The 21,404-nt window shown below is 66.6% G+C and carries 9 protein-coding genes; 3 read left to right on the forward strand and 6 right to left on the reverse strand.

Going from position 1 to position 21,404, the window contains the following annotated elements; genetic code table 11:
• The first annotated feature begins 26 nt into the window (after positions 1-26).
• Positions 27-182, forward strand: coding sequence for a hypothetical protein (locus BN2156_RS18725; protein WP_162490866.1), 156 nt, complete (start codon positions 27-29; stop codon positions 180-182).
• A 34-nt stretch (positions 183-216) separates the two neighbouring features.
• On the opposite strand, the gene BN2156_RS18730 is transcribed toward BN2156_RS18725, so the two are convergent.
• Both BN2156_RS18730 and BN2156_RS18735 read right to left on the reverse strand, forming a co-directional pair.
• On the reverse strand, positions 217-702 hold the full coding sequence (locus BN2156_RS18730) for a flavin reductase family protein (protein ID WP_029106325.1): 486 nt from the start codon (positions 700-702) through the stop codon (positions 217-219).
• Positions 703-730: 28 nt separating this feature from the next.
• Positions 731-1,708 (reverse strand): isopenicillin N synthase family dioxygenase, encoded by a 978-nt coding sequence (locus tag BN2156_RS18735; RefSeq protein ID WP_235625405.1) that lies wholly within the window; start codon positions 1,706-1,708, stop codon positions 731-733.
• Positions 1,709-1,800: 92 nt separating this feature from the next.
• On the opposite strand from BN2156_RS18735, the gene BN2156_RS18740 reads away from it, so the two are divergent.
• Entirely contained in the window at positions 1,801-2,463 is a 663-nt protein-coding gene (locus BN2156_RS18740) for a GAP family protein (RefSeq protein WP_090517482.1), read from the forward strand.
• A gap of 28 nt (positions 2,464-2,491) precedes the next feature.
• On the opposite strand, the gene BN2156_RS18745 is transcribed toward BN2156_RS18740, so the two are convergent.
• From BN2156_RS18745 to BN2156_RS18760, 4 genes are all read right to left on the reverse strand, one after another.
• Positions 2,492-4,243 carry an AMP-binding protein gene (locus tag BN2156_RS18745; RefSeq protein ID WP_090516489.1) on the reverse strand — a complete coding sequence of 584 codons (1,752 nt, stop codon included), beginning with the start codon at positions 4,241-4,243 and terminating at the stop codon, positions 2,492-2,494.
• Positions 4,244-4,289: 46 nt separating this feature from the next.
• The gene (gene pe / locus BN2156_RS18750; protein ID WP_090517483.1) at positions 4,290-5,429 is read right to left on the reverse strand and encodes an acyltransferase PE; all 1,140 of its coding nucleotides are present in this window, start codon (positions 5,427-5,429) and stop codon (positions 4,290-4,292) included.
• Between the two features lie 121 nt (positions 5,430-5,550).
• Complete coding sequence (locus BN2156_RS18755; RefSeq protein WP_090516490.1) at positions 5,551-8,529, reverse strand: MMPL/RND family transporter; 2,979 nt, start codon at positions 8,527-8,529, stop codon at positions 5,551-5,553.
• A 51-nt stretch (positions 8,530-8,580) separates the two neighbouring features.
• Positions 8,581-10,002, reverse strand: coding sequence for a condensation domain-containing protein (locus tag BN2156_RS18760; RefSeq protein ID WP_090516491.1), 1,422 nt, complete (start codon positions 10,000-10,002; stop codon positions 8,581-8,583).
• Between the two features lie 230 nt (positions 10,003-10,232).
• On the opposite strand from BN2156_RS18760, the gene BN2156_RS18765 reads away from it, so the two are divergent.
• The gene (locus tag BN2156_RS18765; protein WP_090516492.1) at positions 10,233-21,350 is read left to right on the forward strand and encodes a type I polyketide synthase; all 11,118 of its coding nucleotides are present in this window, start codon (positions 10,233-10,235) and stop codon (positions 21,348-21,350) included.
• Positions 21,351-21,404: the final 54 nt, after the last annotated feature.

A 21,404-nucleotide genomic window follows, 5' to 3' on the forward strand; every position in this document is an offset into this window, starting at 1 on the left:
CAGCGTCGAAAGGCAGCTTCATGAGCATGGCACACACTCACAGCATCAACGAGATCCGGACCGCGATCCGGGAACTGTCGGTCCGGGCCGATCTGGCCCGTAAAGAGGGCCGCGCGGGCGATGCCGGCGAGATCGAACAGCGCATCGCCAAATACCGGGACGAACTGGCCGCCCGGCCCTGAATCAGACGAGCCCGCGTGCGCAGGCCCCGCGCGATCAGGCGCCGAGCTTGCGGAACGTGCTGCGGTGGAAAACGATTGGTGCCACGTCAGCATTGACCGTGATGTCGCTGACGCGCAGCACCACGATGGTGTGATCGCCGGCCTCCACCAGCTGCTCGATGGTGCTCTCCAACCACACGCTGGTTCCGTGGATGAACACCGCCCCGGATTCGCGTGACTCGGTCTCCAGGCCGGCGAACCGATCCCCGGTCTTGGCCGCGAGTGTGCGGGCCGCCGCGTCGTGAGATTCGCCGAGCACGCTGATTCCCAGCGACGGCAGATCCTTGAGCTTGGGCCACGTGGTCGAAGAATTCTGCACGCAGAACGACACCAGCGGCGGGTCGAGCGACACCGGCACGAAAGTGCTGGCCGCCAGGCCGACGAGGGTGCCCTCCACCTCGGCAGCAATCGCGATGACACCGGACGGGAAGTGGCCGAACGCTTCACGCAGCGACGTCGGGCTCAATTCTGTTGCACTCATAACACCTCCATCTTCACACAGCGCCTTGTCACACCTGTTCCGCCCGCCCATAGCCATGAGCGGCGGCCACGTCCGGGTGCGCGCGCACCCGGCTCTTCCACGCATTGCGTCCGTACACCGGATAGATGCGGTCGTTGGACGGGTCGTTGCTCACGCCGCGGGCATGGCCGGCGAGTCCCTCGGGAAGCGTCAGCACAGGCAGACCGGCGTCGAGTCGGGGATTGAAGAAGTAGGGCACCGAGATGCGCTCAGCGGCGCTGACCTGCACCCGGTGCTCGGTGGCCCGCAGATAGCCGCCGCTGGCGACCTCCAGCATCTCGCCGATGTTGACGATGAAGGCCCCGGGCAGCGGATCGACGTCGATGAACGCGCCATCGCTGCCGCGAACCTGTAGACCACGGGATCCCGGTTCGGCGAGGAGCAGGGTCAGTACCCCGGCGTCGCGGTGCGCACCCACCCCCTGGTCGGTGTCGGCCTGGGCCGGATACCGCACGATCTTGATCAGGGTGGCCGGGGTGTCGGCGAACGCGGCGTCGAAGACACCGGGATCGGCGCCCAGACCGGTCGCCCAGCGCCGCAGCAGCACCCGCCCGACCCGGGCCAGTTCGGCGTCCCACTGCGCGATGACCTCGGGCAGCTCCGGCAGGCCGGCCGGCCACTGGTTGGGGCCCTGTAGCCGCAGGTAGTCCTGATCGGGATCGGCCAGCGGGGCGAGCTCCGGGCCGATGTCGAGCTGTTCCCGCCAATCCACGCGGCCACCGGTCAGTTCACCGCCCAGCCGGGTGTAGCCCCGGAAGTGCGGACTGTTGGTCATCGCCACCGCATCCTTGGCCGCCTGAGGCAAGGCGAACAGGCGGCGCGCAGCGGCCAGTAATCGGTCCGACAGCTCGGAGGGGACACCGTGGCCGGTGAGATAGAAGAAGCCCACGTCGTGCGCGACCTGGCGCAGCCGCTCAGGCGCGTCGTTCAGATCGACGACCGGCAGGGCCGTCTGCACAGACGTCACGCGGTCCATCATCGTCGCGACCGGCGGGATGGGCCAGGGTCGCGATCGCGGTGAACACAACCCGGCGGCTGGCCGGTAAGTTGGCGCCCATCATGTGGATTCCGCTTCTGGTGATGGCCGCCGCCGTCAGCCTGGAGCCCTTCCGCATCGGCATGACCGTTCTGATGCTCAACCGCCCGCGGCCGCTGCTGCAACTGCTGGCCTTCCTCATCGGCGGATTTGCCATGGGCACCACGGTGGGCATGGTGGTGCTGTTCCTCCTGCGGCCAGCCCTCGGGTCGGCCCATTTCACCCTGCCCAGGATGCAGCTGGTGGTGGGGGCACTGGCCCTCGTGACGGCAGCCGTCCTGGCCGTGGGATGGCCGACGCGTGTGGCGGGGCCGAAACCCGGCCGAGAGCCCGGGCCATTGATGGCACGCATCCGGCAACTGCTGGGCGGCCATTCGCTGTGGACCGCCGGCGTCGCGGGCCTGGGCATCGCGCTGCCCTCGGTCGACTATCTGGCCGCGCTGGCGCTCATCGTCGCCTCCGGTGCCGCGGCAGCCACCCAGATGGGTGCCCTGCTGCTGTTCAACGTGGTGGCGTTCGGCCTCGTGGAGATTCCGCTGATCTCCTACCTCGTGGCACCCGAACGCACCCGGGCCACGCTGGCAGCCCTGCACGACTGGCTGCAGACCCAGCGCCACCGCAAGGTCGCCGCCGTGCTGGCGATCGTCGGCTGCGTGCTGCTCGTCGTGGGATTCGCCGGCCTGTAGGCCGTCAGCCCTTTCCGGCAGGATGAGCTCAGACGTCCAAGCGCGTGAATTCGTCCTGCCGGTACTGCTCGACGCAGGCCGCGCGCCGGACCTTGCCGCTCGTCGTCGTCGGAATCGAGCCCGGAGACACCAGGACGAGATCCCCGACGTTCAACCCGTGCGCATTGGAGATCGCCGAAGTGACATCGCTCTTGATCTCCTTGAGCCAGTGCACCGCCTCCACGGTGGACTCTCCCCGCTTCTTGACCTCGATCACCGTCACCAGCTTCTCGGTGCTGTTCACCGGAACCGAGATCGCCGCGACCCGGCCGCCGGTGATCTGCTGGACCGTTGCCTCGATGTCCTCGGGATAGTGATTGCGACCGCGGATGATCAGTAGATCCTTGATGCGCCCGACGATGAACAGGTCGTCATCGGAGACGAAGCCCAGATCACCGGTTTTCAGCCACGGTCCGTCCGGCGTGCCCGGCGTCGGATCGACGAGGGTGGCGCCGAAGCACTGCTGCTCCTCGGGCGACCTGCTCCAGTAGCCGGCCGCGACGTTGTCGCCGTGCACCCAGATCTCGCCGACCACGTCCTGCGCACATTCCCGGTTCGTGTCGGAGTCGACGATCCGCACCACCGGTGACTGCGGCAGGTCGTATTTCACGAGCGCAGTGCCGGATCCGGCCGCGCAGCGCCGCACCCGGCCCGCAGACAACTCATCGACGTCGAAGTGACCCACCTCCGACGATTCCCGCCACGTGCCGGTGGCCACGAATACCGTTGCCTCGGCCAGCCCGTACGACGGACGCAGCATGTCCTCGCGAAAATCGAAGTGGGCGAAGCGATCTGCGAACCGTTCCAAGGTGGCCGGTTCCACCCGCTCGGCGCCGTTGATGATGCCGATCACCCCGCCGAGGTCCAGGCCGGCGAGGTCGGCATCCTTGGTCTTACGAGCCGCCAGGTCGAAGGCGAAATTCGGTGCCGCGGAAAAGGTCTGAGGACTCTCAGCGAGTGCGCGGATCCACCTGGACGGCCGCTCCAGGAACGCCAACGGGCTGGTCAGTACCGCGGGATAGCCGCTCAGGATGGGCGCGCAGACACCCAGCACCAGGCCCATGTCATGGTAGAAGGGCAACCACGACACGATCGTCGCCTTGGCGGATCTGAGCTGCGCATCCGCGAAGAAGCCCCGCATCAGCTGCTCGAAATTCGCCTGGACGTTGCGGTGCGAGATCATCACGCCCGTGGGCAGCCGGGTCGAACCCGAGCTGTACTGCAGGTACGCCGTGGCGGGGAATTCGGCGGGGCCACCGTCGGATTCGTCTGATACGTCGTCGGCGTCCAGATTCAGCGAATCGATCACGACGATCTTCGGAGCGGTGTTCATACGTGACTGATCCACGTAGTCTCCGACATCCTCGGCGACCGCGGATGTCGTCAGGACAACCGACGGTTTGGTGTCGACGAACACCGCACTCACCCGGTCATGGCTTGAGCCGCGATGCGGCAAGGGCAGCGGCACCGCAACGAACCCGGCCTGCATCGATCCCAGGAACGCCAAGATGTACTCGAGCCCCTGCGGCGCCAGGATCACCGCCCGGTCACCGACCGACCCGTGAAGCCCGATCTCGCGCGCCACACTCATCGTCCGGCGGGACAGCTCAGACCACGTCAGGGTCTCGGTGACGCCCGCGGGATCGTCGGCGTAATCGGTGAAGGTGAAGGCCACATCGTCGGGGCGCAGACTGGCGCGCCCATGCAGCATCGACAGAATTGATGACTGGGGGGTTGGCATCACATCACGTCCGTAACTCGTCGAATCCATTGGCTCGCAGTCGTTGTCAGCCCGCGCCCTGCGGGTTCAGCAGTGACAGGGCGGCGTTGGCCAGTTCCGACATCGGATCGGTGCCGCCGCCGAACGTCGCCTCGTTGGCCGGTGCGGTGACTTCGGCGGGATCGAAGCCGTTCACCGGGTCCACCGTGATCGGAGCGGTCGCCGGATCGTCGTTGCGCGAATAACCCGCATCCACCATGGGCAGCAGGATCGAGTCCAGGCGGTTCAGCGTGTGCTGGTCATAACCGAGATATTTGAAGGGCAACACCAGCGGCAGGTGTTCTTCAGGTACCAGGTACGTCGTCGTCGTCGCACCCTTGGAGTTCACCGTCGTCCGGATGTTCTGCGGCGGAACGTTGCTCGGGTTGGTGAACGCGATCGCGGTGTGACCGGTGGCCAGACCCGCGATCGCATTGATGACGCTCATCCAGTTGTCGGGCCGATCCGGCCAGTCGGCGATGCTGTCGTACGCCGAGATGAACTGGTCGGTGTGGTACTGGCTCTCCACGGGAGCCGGGATGCGGTAGTCCATGAACGGCACCACGCTGCCCACGGGAAAGTTCTGCGTCAGGAAGCTCTCACCGAAGGGGTGCTTGGCAATCGGGTCACCGAACGTCGCGAAGGACAGCTGATCCGGTGGCGGAGCAGTCGGGTCATTGGCCAGCCGCGCCTTGACGGCATTGAGCACGAGCGCGCCCTCGGACAGCCCCATCGCTGTTCCCTTGCCGCCGTTGCGGATGGCCGCGTCGAGGTTTCCCTCACCCTCGTCGACCGACTCACCGATGCTGGGCCCGTCGAGACCGATGCCGGGATAGATCTGCTCTCCGAGAGCACCGATACCGGGGAAGAGACGTTCCAGCGTGTGGCCCTGAACCTGACCTGCCGGGTAGTCGACCTTCGTCCGCTTCATCCCGGGGAACCAGTGCTCACCCGTCATCCGGATGTACTCGTCGTAGGGAATCCCGAGGACGTGGGCACCGCCGAGGGCGTACGCGGTTCCGGGGTTCGACGACCCGGTGCCCGGGCCTGCGGGCACCGGCGGACCGGGGGGCGGCGTGTCGTCGGCCGACGCACTCCCGAGCACGCCGAACGTTCCGGTGACGCCGGCAGTCATCAATACTGCAAGTCCTGCAAGGAGTTTCTTCATCTCCACTCCTGATCGCCCCGCTCAGTTCGTAGTTTCACACACATCACGCGTGCGCGCTCATCCGCCGTTGCGTCCGCAAATTCAAGATCGCTTTTCACGTGCGCCGGACCCGTCTCGCTCCTCACGTGCGCAGCCTCCCCCCGGCCACCCGCGATGGCCACCAGTTCGCCCTGCCGGCCAGCGCAGCGATGGCGGGCACCGTGATGGTGCGCACCACGAAGGTGTCCAGCAGGATGCCCACTCCGATCATGAAGCCGCCCTGCACCACTATGCCGATCGAGGAGAACATCAGGCCGGCCACCGAGGCGGCGAAGATCAGACCCGCTGCGGTAATGACGCCGCCTGTCGAACTCAGCGTACGGATCACGCCGTACCGCGTGCTGTGCGGAGACTCGTCCCGCAGTCTCGATACCAGCAGCATGTTGTAGTCGGCACCGACCGCGATCAGCACCACGAAGGCCAGTGGCGGAACGCTCCAGTGCAATTGCTGACCGAGGAAGGACTGGAACACCAAGACGCTGATGCCGAGGGCCGCGAAGTACGAGACGACCACGGACCCGACCAGGTACAGCGGTGCGATGATCGACCGCAACAGCAACATCAGGATCAGCAGCACCACGATGAGGGTCGCGGTCATGATGAACCTGATGTCCTGCTGGTAGTAATCACGCGTATCCCGCAGTGCGGCCGGGAATCCGCCCATCGAGATCGTGGCGTCGGCCAGCGTGGTGTTCGGCTGGGCACCCCGAGCGACATCCTGGATCTGGTTGACCTGATCCATCGCCTCGGCGCTGAACGGGTTGAGCTTGGTCTGCACCAGATACCGCACGGTGCGGCCATCCGGCGAAACGTATGCCGCCGAGGCCTTCTTGAACTCCGGCATGTTCAGCACCTCGGGCGGGATGTTGAATCCCGCCTGCGCCGGATCCGCGGCGTCGTTGCGCATCGTCAGCAGGAAGGACGAGGCCTGGTTCAGCCCGGCCGAGATCACCTTGATCTGCTTGACGAGTTCCTCGACGCCGCCCGCCACTTCCCGGCTTCCACCGGCCAGGCGGTTGGCGCCCTGCTGCAGATCCTTCAGGCCGGACTGCGGACCGCCCGGCTTGTTCAGCCCCATCGTCTTGACCGCCTTGTTGACGCTGGCGAGCGCGGCGTTCAGCTTGGTGACCGTGGAGTTGAGAGACTGCTTCTCGTCACCCGCGCCGTTCAGTTGATGCGCCAGGTCGTTGATCTGGTCGAGGCTGCCGTCCTTGTTCGCCTCGACGAGCCGCTGAAACTGGATACGGGTTTCGACGCAGGACGGGTTGTTGTCGCAGACCGCGTTGTTCTGCAGCGCCGCCAGGACCGGTTCGATCCAGCCGAAGATGTTCTTGACGGCCGACAGGTTGTACCCCATCGCATTGGAGAGCGCATTGACGCTCTGCACGAGCTTCGCCGCGGTTTCGACGTCCTTCACCAGTTTGTCGCCGCCGTATTCGGTGCGCACCGAGGAGAACGTGTCCACCAGGCTCTGCAGGCTGGGCGCGATCTGGTTGATCTGGGTGCGCACGTCGGCGAGGCTGCCGGCCAGCGTGTTGGCGCCGGCGGCCAGTCGGTTGAGATCGCCCGAGCGCTGATCGATCTGGGTGGAGCCGTCGGCCAGCCGAGTGCCGACGATGCCCGCCTGGAACGTGGCCCGGAATTCCGCGGGCACCTCGCCCAGCGGACGGGAGATGCCGCTGACCAGACCGACGTCGGGCAACTGGGCGACGCGCGAAGCCATCTGCTCAAGGTCCGCCATCCCCCTCGGCGTGCGCAGATCGTGCGGCGACTGGATGAGGATGTATTCGGGGATCGACTGGCTGATCGGGAAATGTCGTTCGACGGCGGCGTAGCCGATCGAGCTGGGCGCAGACGCCGCCACCACCTTGCGATCGTCGTAGTTGTACTGCGCGAAGATCGCGGCGCCGGCGAGCAGCGCCAGCACGAGAAGGCTGGCGACCAGATGTGGCACCGGACGGCGCACGATGCGGATGCCCGAACGCCGCCAGAACCGGGCGGTCAGCTCGCGTCGCGGCTTCACCCAGCCGCGCGGTCCGACCAGCACCAGGATGGCCGGCAAGAGAGTGAGCCCGGCGAGGTAGGCGACGGCGATACCGATCGCGGCTGCCACTCCGACCGTCTTGAACACGCCCATCTTGGTGAAGCTCAACAGCAGGAAGGTGACTCCCACCGTCGCCGCCGATGCGGTGATCACCTTCCCGATCGACATCATCGCCGCCCGGACCGCCTGGTCGAAGTCTTTGCCCGACCTCAGATAGTCGTGATAGCGGCTGATCAGGAACACCGCGTAATCCGTGCCTGCGCCGGCCATGATGGCACTGAGGAATACGACGGACTGGTTCGAGACACCGGCACCTGTCAGCTCCGAGAATCCCGCGACCAGTGACTGGGCGATGAGTAGGGACGAGCCGATCGTCAGCAACGGCAGCAGCATCGTCACCGGACTTCGGTAGACCACCAGCAGCACCGCCAGGACCAGGACCGCGATCGCGATCTCGATCGGAAGCCGGTCGTTCTCACCCGCGACGGTGAGGTCGGCGGCGGTGGCCGCGGGGCCCGTGAGATGCACTTGGAGGGGGCTGCCCGCGGTGTTGATTCTGACGATCTCGGAGACCCGGTTGAACGAGTCCATCGCCCGCGGTGTTCCCAGCTCACCCACCAGGCCCACCGGCAACACCCAGGTGGTCTTGTCCTTGCTGGTCAAGAACTGCCGTAGCTGTGGAGTGCCGATGAAGTCCTGGACGCTCTCGACATCGGTCACGTCGTCGCGCAGCGCGTCCACCAGCTTGCGGTAGGACGCCTCATCCCTTGGGCCGAGCCCGTCCTCGTTGATCAGGGCCACCAACAGCAGATTGTTGTTGCCCGATTCGTGGAACGCCTCGGTCATCTTTGCCGCGGTGACACTCGACGGTGCGTCGCCGGGCAGGATGGACAGCGGGTGCTTCTGGGCCATGTCGTTCAGCGACGGACATACCAGGGGCAGGGCAACAAGCAGCGCCGCCCAGATCCCTATCACCGCCCAGGGCCACCGGACTACGAAATCGGCCAGCCGTCGCATCTCGTCCTCACCCTCGCGCCGAAGTTGCGCATCGCATCGATTTGCTCGCCGCTACGCGACGCGCCCCCAGTGCCCGCTGTCAGCAACCCGCGAGGACACCGACCTCATCGCCTCCATGTAGCGGGTAACGGATTTCTCGGCAACGGCGTTGTCCGGATGCATGATCGCCATGACCGTGCCCTCGCCGTACCGGAATATGTAGATCGTCAATTGGTACGAGAACCGATTGTCCGGATACATCCCGATGTTGTTCGCGAGCCCCAAGTCGCCGGCCGCGAGGATAGCGTTGAGAGGCGCGGCGCCGCCATGCAGGAAATTGGAAACCGGGAAGTTCGGCTGCGGCCAGTTCAACCACGGGGCCAACTCGAGCACTCGATAATACGGTACCCGCGCCATGTCGAGGCCCGAATCGAAAGACGCCTGTGCGGCGCCCGCGGCGTCACTGAAAGAGGTCGCCGCGACCGGCACGATTATCGGTATGAGGCCGGTGAACCAACCCTGTGTCATGAAATTGTCGCCTGCGGTTCGGGAATCTCTCGGCGTCAGACCGTAATACGTCAGCGCACCGGTGAACTCATGCTCCACCAGCCCCAGGCAGGCGAACAAACCGCCGACGAAACGAGCGCCGGCCGCCGCGCAGGCGGCATCGAACCGCTCCGTCTGCGCCGTGTCCATCAGAACCATGGAGCTCCACGCACTGCTCAGAGACTTGTCCGGATTGCCAAGCGGCAGTGGAAATTCCGGGAAACCGTCCCGATTGTTCTCGGCGAAGTCGATCCACGCCTGCACGCCGGGCGACTCCAGGGTCAGCGCATCCGTGTACTCGCGTTCACGGATGCAGAAATCATCGAAGCTACCCGCCTCCGGAAGCACGAGCGCCTGGCCACTTCCGCTCATCGCCGAATACATGCCATTGGCTTCCATCATCGTCGTACCGATCAACGTTGCATCCCCGTGCACGTGATCCATCGCGGCGAAGAATGTGAAATGGTTCTCGCTTTGAATGATGCCGAAAGTGAAGCAGCCCCATTCCAAGGGATTCGGTATACCGACGACATGGTCGCGAATTTCCTCGACCGTCAATTCGCCCTGATCGACCGGGACGAACTCGATATCGGCCGGATCTTCGATAGCATGTCTAATAAATTTGCCGTCTTCGGCTCGCTTGAACCAGCTGCGGAATGTGTCGTGCCGCCGCAGGTAGGAGTTGACCGCGTGGTCCATCGCCGCGATATCACATTGGCCGGCCACCTCACAACTCGCGATGATCTGCCGTGAGAAGTTCAGTCCCGCGGCGGTTCTCTCGCAATAGTTTCTAAGGTGTTGGCTCTGCATGTAGCTAACTGGCACCGAACTCACAGGCGCCCGATTCGCAGTTTCCTGAGCCGCGGGCGTCGGATGCCAGGAAGTTACCGAGCCCGGACTCAACGCCCATTCCTCAAGTGCCCCAACAGTTATCTTGCCGATGCGCAAAGCTCGCCCTCCCAGTTTGGCCGGCTGTGGCCGTGATCACCCCGTGGGTGCCCAACATACCCTCGGTCCGCTGGCAACGGTCTACCCCACCTCAGGGCAGAACCTACGCCTCACGCGTCACAGGTTCTCGTGTAATAGTGCGTAGTGCCGTCGGGGGGCGGACAATTTTCGCGTGCGACAAATGTCCCGCGTAGTCACCGTGTGACCGCCGATGCAAGGAGGACAACGGCATGGGAACCGCTGAACATCCGACCGAAGACAACCCCCGCTTTGCCATAATCGGCTATGCGGCGCGTTTTCCCGGCGCGCAGGACGCCGACGGGTTCTGGGACGTGTTGCGCGAGGGGCGCGACGCAGTGTCGGAGATCCCCGAAGACCGCTGGGATGCCGACGAATTCTTCGATCCCGAACCAGGCTCACCCGGCAAGGTCGTGACCCGGCGCGCGGGTTTCGTCGACGACGTGACCGGGTTCGACGCCCCGTTCTTCGGGATGAGTACGCGCGAAGTCCGGTTGATGGACCCTCAACATCGACTTCTGCTTGAGACTGCGTGGCGCGCAGTGGAGCATTCAGGCACTGCACCAACGGCTTTGGCCGACACCAACACCGGTGTCTTCGTAGGTTTGGCCACCCACGACTACCTGGGAATGGCCTCTGACGAGCTGACGTACCCCGAGATCGAGGCCTACATGGCCATCGGGACATCGAACGCCGCCGCAGCGGGCCGCATCAGCTACCGGCTGGGCCTGCAGGGTCCCTCGGTCGCCGTCGACACGGCGTGCAGCTCGTCGCTGGTGGCGATCCACCAGGCCTGCCAGGCGCTGACCCTGGGCGAGTGCGACCTCGCGCTTGCCGGTGGGGCGAACGTCCTGCTCACCCCGGCCACGATGATCACGTTCTCCAGCGCTCACATGCTCGCCCCCGACGGCCGGTGCAAGACCTTCGACGCGGCCGCCGACGGCTACGTCCGCGGCGAAGGCTGCGGCGTCATCGTCATCAAGCGCCTCGAGGACGCGATCCGCGACGGTGATCAGATCCGGGCGGTGATTCGCGGCAGCGCCATCAACCAAGACGGCGCATCCGGTGGCCTGACAGTGCCGAACGGTGTGGCGCAGCAACGGGTTATCTCCGCAGCCCTCAAACGCGCGGGCGTCAAACCCAGCGAAGTCGGTTACCTCGAAGCACACGGCACGGGTACTTCGCTGGGTGACCCGATCGAGGCGCAGGCCGCAGGCGCGGTGCTGGGCGCCGGGCGCGCCGCCGACCGGCCACTGCTGATCGGCTCGGCAAAGACCAACATCGGGCACCTCGAAGCGGCCGCTGGGATCGCGGGCGTCATCAAGGTCATCCTGTCGCTCGAGAACGAGACGTTGCCGAAGCACCTGCACTTCGAGAACCCGTCGCCCCACATTCCGTGGGACCGGCTCGCAGTGGAGGTCGTCAAAGAGTCGATCCCCTGGGAACGCAACGGTGAACCGCGCATCGCGGGCGTCAGCTCGTTCGGCTTCGCCGGCACCAACGCACACGTCATCCTCGAAGAAGCGCCGGTGGCACCCGAGCCGGCGGTCCCCGCAGCCGCCCCGAAATCCGACGGCACCGCCGGCGCGGTAACGAGATTCAGCATTCTTCCGCTGTCCGCACGGACATCGACGGCCCTGGTCCAGCTCGCCGACCAGTACCGCAACTGGATGACCGCGCACCCGGAGGCCACTCTGGCGGATGTGTGCCACACGGCCGGGGTGGGGCGCGCGCACCTGGAGCACCGCGCCGCACTGGTGGTCAATTCCCGGGAAGCCGCCATCGAGCTCCTCGGGGCGCTCGCGGACGACCGTCCGGCCCCCGGTTTGGTCCGTGGCGAATCCCATGACACCCCGAAGACCGCGTGGCTGTTCACCGGCCAGGGCAGCCAGTACCCCGGCATGGCCCGCGAGCTGTACGACTCCGAGCCGGCGTTCGCCGAAACACTGAACCGTTGCGCGGCCGCAGTATCAGGTGTTCTCGAAAAGCCGCTGCTGGATGTGATTTTCGAGCTCGACAGCCCGGACGCCGAAGAGGCGTTGCGGCAGACCTCCTACGCACAGCCTGCCCTGTTCGCAGTGGAGATGGGCTTGGCCCACCTGTGGCAGTCGTGGGGCATCGAACCGGATGTGGTGCTGGGCCACAGCGTCGGTCAGTACTCGGCGGCCTGCGTGGCCGGCGTGTTCAGCCTGGAGGACGGCGCGCAGCTGATGGCCGAACGCGGCCGCCTCTTCGGCAGTCTGCCCGCCGGTGGCCGGATGGCGGCGGTGTTCGCCCCCGCCGAGCGCGTCGAGAATCTGACCGATGAGTTCCCGACCCTGTCGGTTGCGGCCTACAACGGCGCGAACACCGTATTGTCCGGGCCCGCAGAGGATCTCGAGAAGGCTCTGGCCGGCCTGAAGGCCGACGGTGTGCGATGCGACTGGCTGGAGACCAGCCACGCCTTCCACTCGGCGCTGCTGGAACCGATCCTCGACGAGTTCGAGGCGTACGCGAATCGGTTCACTTTCAACCCGCCGCAGCGGATCCTCATCGACAACCGGACCGGGGCGGCACTGGGCCGCAGCGTCAAGATGGACGGCGCCTACTGGCGCCGGCACGCCCGCCAGCCGGTGGAATTCGCCAAGAGTGTGCGCACCCTGGCGGACCTGAACTGCAAACTCTTGGTGGAAATCGGCCCACGGCCGGTACTCACCGCAGCGGCCCTGAGCGCATGGCCTGATCCGGCCACCGCACCGCGGGTGATCACGTCCCTGCGCCGGAACACCGCCGACCACCGGCAGATCACCGAAGCCGTCGCCGACGCGTACGTTCTCGGCCACCTGCCTGAGTTCGACGCCTTGCGGCGGGCACATGCGCGGAAACTCGACCTGCCCACCTATCCGTTCGAGCATCGCCAGTACTGGTACTCCGACAATCGCGAACAGCCCAATCAACAACAACACGTTGCCGCACGTACCCAGGCCGTCCGGCTTCTGGAGGACGGCCGGCTCGAGGAACTCGCGGGGTTGCTCGGCGGGGCGGGCGACGATCCGCACACCCTGCAGGTGCTGACGAAGCTTGCGGCGCAACACAACCAACAACGCTCGACCCAGTCGATCGCGGAAGACCGCTACGAGTTCCGCTGGGAGAAGGCCGTTACTCCCGTCTCCGGTGCGGATGCCGGGGAGAGTTCCTGGATTCTCATCGGCGACGAATCCGACGCCGTCAAGCCGCTGCTGGACACCCTCACCGCACGTGGGCAGCAGTACCGAATCCTCGGGTTGCCGGCGTCCGACGCCGACGAGGCGCAACTCGCCGACACGTTGCGCGCCGCGGCCATGGGCGATTCGACGCCGCGGATCGTGCACGTCGCCGCGCTGGACTCCGGCGAGACGCCGTCGATGCGGTCACTGCTGCGGATGCAGCACCAGGTCCTGGGCGGAACGCGACGGCTTCTGCGTGCCATGGTCGCCGCTGACCTGCGCACGCCCATCTGGCTCGTCACCCGCGGTGCACAACACGTCACCGATGCGGACACCGTGACACCGGAGCAGAGTGCCCTGTGGGGATTCGGTCGCGCCGCGGCCCTCGAGCTCCCCCAGGTTTGGGGTGGTCTGGCCGACCTCTCCGAGGGGACGACCGGCGAATGGTCCGGGCTGCTCAACCGGATCGCGACGGCATCCGAATCGGCCGTCAAGGAAGACCAGGTCGCGCTGCGCGGGCAAGACGTCTACGTTCCGCGGCTGGCCCGGCCCGAGGACCTGCCGAGCGGCAAGCCGCTCGAACTGCGGGGTGACGCAACCTATCTGGTGACCGGAGGCCTCGGGTCGATCGGGCTCGAGATCGCCGGGTACCTGGCTGCGCACGGCGCCAGGCAACTGGTGCTGACCAGCCGGCGCCAGCCCGGCGACGCCGTACAGAAGCGCATCGACACGCTGCGCGACCAGCACGGCTGCGCGATCCGGGTCGCCACGGCCGATGTCGCCGACGCGCACGACGTCGCCCGCCTCCTGGCCGGTATCCGGGCCGAGCTGCCCCCGCTGGCCGGTATCGTGCACGCCGCGGGCGAGATCGGCACCACACCGCTGAGTGAGCTCGATGACGCTGAAGTGGATCGGGTCTTCGCCGGGAAGGTCTGGGGCGCCTGGCATTTGAGCGAGGCAGCGGCCGACGAGAATCTCGACTTCTTCATCAGCACATCCTCGATCGCCTCGGTGTGGGGCGGGTTCGGCCAGACCGCCTACAGCGCGGCAAACGCCTTCTTGGACGGGCTGGCCTGGCGCCTGCGCAAGCAGGGCATCGCCGGGGCGAGCGTCAACTTCGGCCCCTGGTCGGCGGGCATGGCCGACGCGGCATCGCGGGCCCGGCTGGAGCAGCGCGGGATCAAGACCCTGTCGCCTTCCGATGCGCTGGCCGGTCTGGCCGATGTCGTGGCGGCCGCGTCGGCACACGGCCCTGCCCAGGGAGTGATCGCCCGGATCGACTGGGCCCGCTTCCTGCCGCTCTATCAGCAGGCGGGCCGACGGGCATTCCTGGCCGAGCTGGAGCGCGAACTGCCCGCCCAGCTGTCGGGAGCCGGATCCGGGGCCGCGGGCTCGGGCAAGACCAAGCTGGTCGAGCAACTCACGAATGCCCCTGTGCAGCAGCGCAAGAAGCTTCTGACCGATTACCTGCGCGAAGCCGTGGCAGAGGTGACGCGGGTGGACTCCGCGGAGATCCGTGAGGACGCCGGCTTCTTCGACCTCGGCATGGATTCGCTGATGGCCGTCGAGTTGCGCCGCCGCATGGAGCAGGGCGTGGGCGCCGAGATCCCCATCACCCTGGTGATGGATTACCCCCGCATCTCCGATGTGGCCGACTACCTGCTCGGCGACGTGCTCGGGCTCAGCGAGCAACCCAAGTCGGCACCCCAGGTGGCCTCCACGGCGGTCCGTACCGACGATCCGATCGCGATCGTCGCGGTGTCATGCCGCTTCCCCGGCGCGCCGAACCCGGAGGCTTTCTGGGATGTGCTGTCCGGTGGTATCGATGCCATCCGGGAGGTCCCGGAGGATCGATTCGACATCGACGAGTTCTTCGACCCGGATCCGGATGCACCCGGCAAGACCTACACGCGCTTCGGCGGATTCCTCGACGGTATCGACGGATTCGATCCCGAATTCTTCGGGATCTCCCCGCGCGAAGCGGTCTGGATCGAGCCGCAGCAGCGCCTGATGCTCGAAACGGTGTGGGAGGGCTTGGAAAGAGCGGGGTACGGGCCCGACTCGTTGCGCGGCAGCCGAACCGGCGTGTTCGTGGGTGTTGCGGCCAACGAGTACGCGCACCTGCTGTCGTCGGAGCCGATCGACAAGATCGAACCCCACTTCATCACCGGCAATGCCCTCAACGCCATCTCCGGTCGCGTCGCCTTCGCGCTCGGATTCGAGGGGCCGGCTGTGGCGGTCGACACCGCCTGCAGCTCGGCGCTGGTCGCCGTCCACCAGGCCTGCCAGGCACTGCAATCCGGTGACTGCGACATGGCGTTGGCCGGCGGTGTGAACGTCCTGCTGTCCCCGGTGACCGTCGTCGCCGCATCCCGCGCCCGGATGCTCTCCCCGGTCGGACGGTGCAAGACCTTCGACGCCTCCGCCGACGGCTACGTCCGCAGCGAAGGCTGCGGCATCCTGGTGCTCAAGAGGCTGAGCGACGCGCAACGCGACGGCGATCAGATCTGCGCGGTCATTCCCGGCAGCGCGGTCAACCAGGACGGCGCCTCAAGCGGGCTGACCGTGCCCAATGGTGGTGCACAGCAACGTCTCATCGGTTCCGTGCTGGCCCGTGCCGGCCTGACCGGTGGCGATGTGGACTACCTGGAGGCACACGGAACGGGCACCCCGCTGGGTGACCCCATCGAGGTGCAGGCGGCGGCCGCCGCCTACGGCGACTCGCGTGAGGCCGACCGGCCGTTGCTGATGGGATCGGTGAAGACCAACATCGGCCACACCGAATCCGCGTCGGGGGCTGCGGGCCTGATCAAGGTCGTGTTGTCGCTGCAACACGAGACGCTGCCGCAGAGCCTGCATTTCGACAATCCGTCACCGCACATCCCGTGGGATTCGCTGCCGGTACGCGTGGTCGACGAGGCGATGCCCTGGCAGCCCAACGGCAGGCCGCGGCGCGCCGGTGTGAGTTCCTTCGGGTTCACCGGGACCAACGCGCATGTGCTGGTCGAGGAGGCGCCGTCACAGCCTGCGCCGGTCGGGGACCATCTCACCGAGCCGGATCTCGCCGACGGTGCAGCGACAGAGTCGGCACCGCAAGCGCAGCCCGAACAGGTCGAGGTGCTGACGCTGTCCGCCCGGTCACCGGAAGCACTGGCGGTGTTGGCGAAACGATATGAGACCTGGCTGGGCGCCCACCCCGAGGTCGACCTCGCCGACCTGTGCCGCACTGCGGGGACGGGCCGTTCGCACTTCGAGCACCGAGCCGCTCTGGTGGTGGATTCCGTCGACAGTGCCCGCGCGGGCCTGGCGGATCTGGCCGAGAACCGGCTGCGACACGGTGTCGTGCGCGGTGAGCGCCCGCACCACCCGATGACGGCGTGGCTGTTCACCGGGCAGGGTAGCCAGTACCCGGGGATGGCGCGGGAGCTGTTCGACTCCGAACCGGTCTTCGCCGAAACCGTGCAACGCTGCGCGGACGCGGTCGGCGGGATGCTGTCCCGCCCGCTTCTGGAGGTCATGTTCGGGACCGACCGGGAGTCGGCAGAAACCCTGCGGCACACCTCTTTTGCCCAGCCGGCGATCTTCGCCGTGGAGATGGGCCTGGCCCGACTGTGGCAGTCGTGGGGCATCGAACCCGATGTGGTGCTCGGGCACAGCGTCGGCCAGTACGCCGCGGCATGTGTGGCCGGGGTGTTCAGCCTCGAGGACGGCGCCCGGCTGATGGCCGAGCGCGGCCGGTTGTTCGGCAGCCTGCCCGAAGGCGGGCGGATGGTGGCCGTATTCGCCGACCCCAAGCACGTCGAACAGATCGCCGGCGAGTTCCCCCGGGTTTCGGTGGGTGCCTACAACGGGCCCAACACCGTGCTCTCGGGTCCGGGCGACGATCTGGAACAGATCGTAGAAAAGTTCGGCGAGGAGGGGATCCGGTGCACCTGGCTGGAGACCAGCCACGCCTTCCACTCCGAGCTGCTGGATCCGGTACTCGACGAATTCGAGTCCTACGCAGCACAATTCCAGTTCGCGAAGCCGACAATGCCACTGGTCTGCAACCGGACCGGCACCGTGCTCACCGCACAGACAGCGCTCGACGCCCAGTACTGGCGACGGCACTCCCGCCAGCCGGTGCAGTTCGCCGAGAGTGTGCGGACCGTGGCTGCGCTGGGCTGCTCGATCCTGATGGAGATCGGTCCGCAACCGGTGCTGACCGGGGCAGCGGTGCAGGTCTGGCCGGAACATCTGGCGGCGCCGCGGGCGATCGTCTCGATGCGCAAGGGCGTCGGTGACCGGCGTCAGATCGCCGACGCGCTGGCGTCGGCCTACGTCGGCGGGCATCGACCCGATTTCACCGCGCTGCATCGCGGGACACGTCGCCGGCTCGAATTGCCGACATATCCCTTCCAGCGGCGTCGCTTCTGGCCCAAGGGATCCGGGATCAGCGCCGACCTCAACGGTGCCGTGGGATCAGGAATTCTGGGCAGCGGTAAGGATCTCGCCTCCGGCGATTCGGTGTACACCAGCCGGTTGTCGGTGAAGTCGCAGCCGTGGCTTTCCGACCACGTCATCTACGGCACCGTGGTCGTTCCCGGAGCGACGTATGCCGCGATGGCCCTGGCCGCGGTCGGTACGCCCGCCCATGCCAAGGACGTCTTCTTCTACGAGCCGATCATCCTGCCCGAGAAGAGTTCTCGCGAGGTGCAGCTGACGTTGCACCCGCTGGACGGCGGCGACGGGTGGAAGTTCCAGGTACACAGCCGGCCCTACGGCGAGCGCGGTGCCGACTGGTCGTTGAATGCCGAAGGCACGGTGATCGCCGGAATCTCCGATGACGAGATCCCCGAGCAGTCGGATCCCGTCGACGAGGCGATCGAGCGTCTGGAACGCATGCGGCCCCAGGAGTTGTTCGAGACCTTCGCCGATCTGGAACTGGCATGGGGCCCGACGTGGTCGGGTTCGCTGAAGTCGTTGTGGCTCGGTGAAGGCGAGGCGATCGGCGACATCCTGGTCGGTGCCGAACTTGCCGAACAGCTCGGAACCGAGCCGATGCACCCGGTGTTGATGGACCTGTGCACCGGTGTCGCCTTCCCCGCGTTCCCGGCTCTTCTCGCTGCCGAGCAGGGCGTGAATGACCTGTTCCTGCCACTGCGGTACGGGCAGGTGACGCTGAAGGAGAAGATGCCAAGGCGCTTCTACTGCCGTGCTCGGTGGCACGAGAGCGCCCTGGACAGCGAGACCCAGGTCTTCGATCTCGACTATCTAGACCGAGATGGCAGTTATCTGGGCGGCATTCGGGAGTTCACGGTCAAACGCGCGCCTCGCGAGGCGCTGTTGCGCGGCCTCGGCGGCGATGCCACCCGGCTGCTGTACACCCTCGGCTGGCACGAGGTCCCGGTGCCGCCGGCTGACGAGGACGCCGCCGAGAACACCAGCGGCACCTGGCTGATCGCCGGGTTCGATGAGCTGGCGGCCAAGGTGCCCGGCTGCATCCCGTTCGATCGGAACACCGATCCCGAACTGCTCGGCCAAGTGCTGGCCCAGGCCAAGGAACGTGGTCTGCCGTTCTCCGGTGTCGTCTGGCGCGCTGCCGCACCGGGCGCAGCGGAGTCCGGCACGGACAGTCAGGCCCGACTGGAGGCCGAGATCGCGAACCTGCTGAGCGCGGTGCACACCGTGCAAGGCGGTGAGGTCAAGCTGCCCGGCGGGCTCTGGGTCGTTACCGAGCGGGCCGTCGCCACCGAATCCGGTGAACCGGTCGACCCGGTACAGGCGGCGCTGTGGGGATTCGGGCGCACGACGATCAACGAGGAACCGGCACTACGTGCCAAGCTCATCGACACCGATGGGTCTCCGGAAGCCGTGCAGGCGCTGGCGAACCTGTTGGCCACGCCGGTTGAAGAGCCGGAAATCGCAGTGCGGCAAGGCAAGCTGTTGGCTTCGCGCTTGCTGCCGTGGGCGCGCAGCGGGCATCTCTCGGTGCCGCGCGGCAGCGATTACGTGCTGGCTCCCACCGAACGCGGCGCGATCGACAACCTGCGGATCACCGAGAAGGACGTGCCGGCTCCGGACGAGGGTTACGTGCAGGTCCGGGTTGAGGCCGCGGGCCTCAACTTCCGCGACGTGCTCAATGTGCTGGGCCTGTACCCGGGTGATCCAGGGCCGATCGGCGGTGACTTCGCCGGCGTCGTCACGCAATTGGGTGAGGGAGTCACCGGCGTCGAGGTCGGGCAGCGGGTCTACGGCTCGATGCAGGGTGCCTTCTCCAGCCGATTCAACGTGCCGGCCCAGTTCGTGGCGCCTATTCCCGCTCGCATCAGCGCGGTCGAGGCCGCCACCATTCCCGCCGCGGCGCTGACGGTCCGGCTGTCGTTCGACTGGGCGCAGCTCAAGCCGGGCGACAAGGTGCTCATCCACGCCGCCAGCGGTGGTGTGGGCCTGGCCGCCATACAGATGGCGCAGCAGTGCGGTGCGGAGGTCTACGCCACGGCGAGCACCTTCAAGCGGGCGACGCTGCGCAAGCTGGGCGTCAAGTACGTCTATGACTCGCGGACAACGGACTTCGCCGATCAGATCCTGGCGGATACCGACGGCGCCGGTGTGGACGTGGTGCTCAACTCGCTGACCAGCGAAGGGTTCATCGAGGCGACTCTGAAGGCCACCGCCCGCAACGGCCGCTTCGCCGAGATCGCCAAGCGCGACATCTGGTCAGCCGAGCAGATGGCAGAGGCACGTCCCGACATCGCCTACGAGATCGTCGCGTTGGACACGGTGATGTTCACCGAGCCCGATCGCATTCGCGACCTGCTGACCGAGGTTTCGGAGGGGTTGGCCAACGGTGAATGGACCCCGCTGCCCGCGGAGATCTACCCGCTGACGGAGGCCAGGACGGCCTTCCGGCGCATGCAGCAGGCTCGGCACATCGGCAAGATCGTCTGCCAGCTGCCGAATCCGCTTGCACCGCGGCCGGATCGGACCTACCTGATCACGGGTGGACTCGGCGCGATCGGTCTGCACACCGCGTCGTATCTGGCTCAGCTGGGTGCCGGTGACATCGTCTTGACCAGCCGGCGTGCGCCCGATGCGGACGCGCAACGGTTGATCGAGGAGATCACCGAGCGCAACAAGACCCGGGTCCACGTCTTCACCGCCGACATCGGCGAGGAGGCCGAGGTGGCAAAGCTCCTGGAGCGGATCCGTGCCGAGCTGCCGCCGCTCGCCGGTGTGGCACATCTGGCGGGTGTGCTCGATGACGCACTGTTGGGTCAGCAGAGTGTGGAGCGGTTCCGGACGACATTGGCGCCCAAGGCCTTCGGTGCCGGTTACCTGGACAGCTTGACCAAGGACGACGATCTGGACTTCTTCATCGTGTCCTCCTCGGTGTCCAGCTTGTTCGGTTCACCGGGTCAGTCCAACTACGCCACGGCCAATGCGTTGCTCGACGGTCTCATCGCGCAGCGCAGGGCGCAGGGTCTGCCGGCCACGGGCATCAACTTCGGTCCCTGGGGTCAGGGCGGCATGGCGTCCTCGGAGGCGGCGACCGCGAACATCAGTGCACAGGGCCTGATTCCGCTGGAGCCCTCGGCGGCGCTGGCCGCGCTGGCCGAGGTCGTCGCCAACGGCACCGGTCAGGCCACCGTCCTCAAGGCGAACTGGCAGCGGGCCGCGAAGGTGCTGGGCAGCTCCCGTCCACCGATCCTGGACCTGGTGTTGCCGAGTGCGGTCGGCGAGGTCGTCGGTGACAGCGAGGTTCTCAAGCAGCTGCTCGAGATCCCGGTGCCGCAGCGCGCCGGGTTTGTCACCGAGTTCCTGCAGAAGGAGGTGCAGAACTTCCTGCGGCTCGCCTCACCGCCGGCCGCGACCAGCCGTTTCCTGGATCTCGGCACAGACTCGCTGATGGCGATCGAACTCCGCAACCGGCTGCACAGTCAGTTCGGCGGCAGGTTCACGCTGAACGCGACCGCGGTGTTCGACTATCCGACGATCGGCGGGCTCGCCGAGTACCTCGTCGGTCAGCTGCCCGATGCGGAATCAGCTGAGGCACCGGCCGAATCTCAGGAATCGACGGAAGCGCCTACGGAGGAGACGCCTGTGGCGGAAGCACCGAAGCAAGCGGCTCGTGACGAACCGTCAGAGGTGCCGCAGCAAGGCTGAGACACCGCGGCCAGACCCGAAACTGCCCCAAATCGCTTGATTTGGGGCAGTTTC

The organism is Mycolicibacterium neworleansense, from assembly GCF_001245615.1.
GTDB lineage: Bacteria > Actinomycetota > Actinomycetes > Mycobacteriales > Mycobacteriaceae > Mycobacterium > Mycobacterium neworleansense.

Coding starts and splice junctions, on each gene's coding strand:
- BN2156_RS18740 (WP_090517482.1), top strand. CDS start 1,801: ATGTGGATTCCGCTTCTGGTGATGGCCGCCGCCGTCAGCCTGGAGCCC.
- BN2156_RS18730 (WP_029106325.1), bottom strand. CDS start 702: ATGAGTGCAACAGAATTGAGCCCGACGTCGCTGCGTGAAGCGTTCGGC.
- BN2156_RS18765 (WP_090516492.1), top strand. CDS start 10,233: ATGGGAACCGCTGAACATCCGACCGAAGACAACCCCCGCTTTGCCATA.
- BN2156_RS18745 (WP_090516489.1), bottom strand. CDS start 4,243: ATGCCAACCCCCCAGTCATCAATTCTGTCGATGCTGCATGGGCGCGCC.
- BN2156_RS18725 (WP_162490866.1), top strand. CDS start 27: ATGGCACACACTCACAGCATCAACGAGATCCGGACCGCGATCCGGGAA.
- BN2156_RS18755 (WP_090516490.1), bottom strand. CDS start 8,529: ATGCGACGGCTGGCCGATTTCGTAGTCCGGTGGCCCTGGGCGGTGATA.
- pe (WP_090517483.1), bottom strand. CDS start 5,429: ATGAAGAAACTCCTTGCAGGACTTGCAGTATTGATGACTGCCGGCGTC.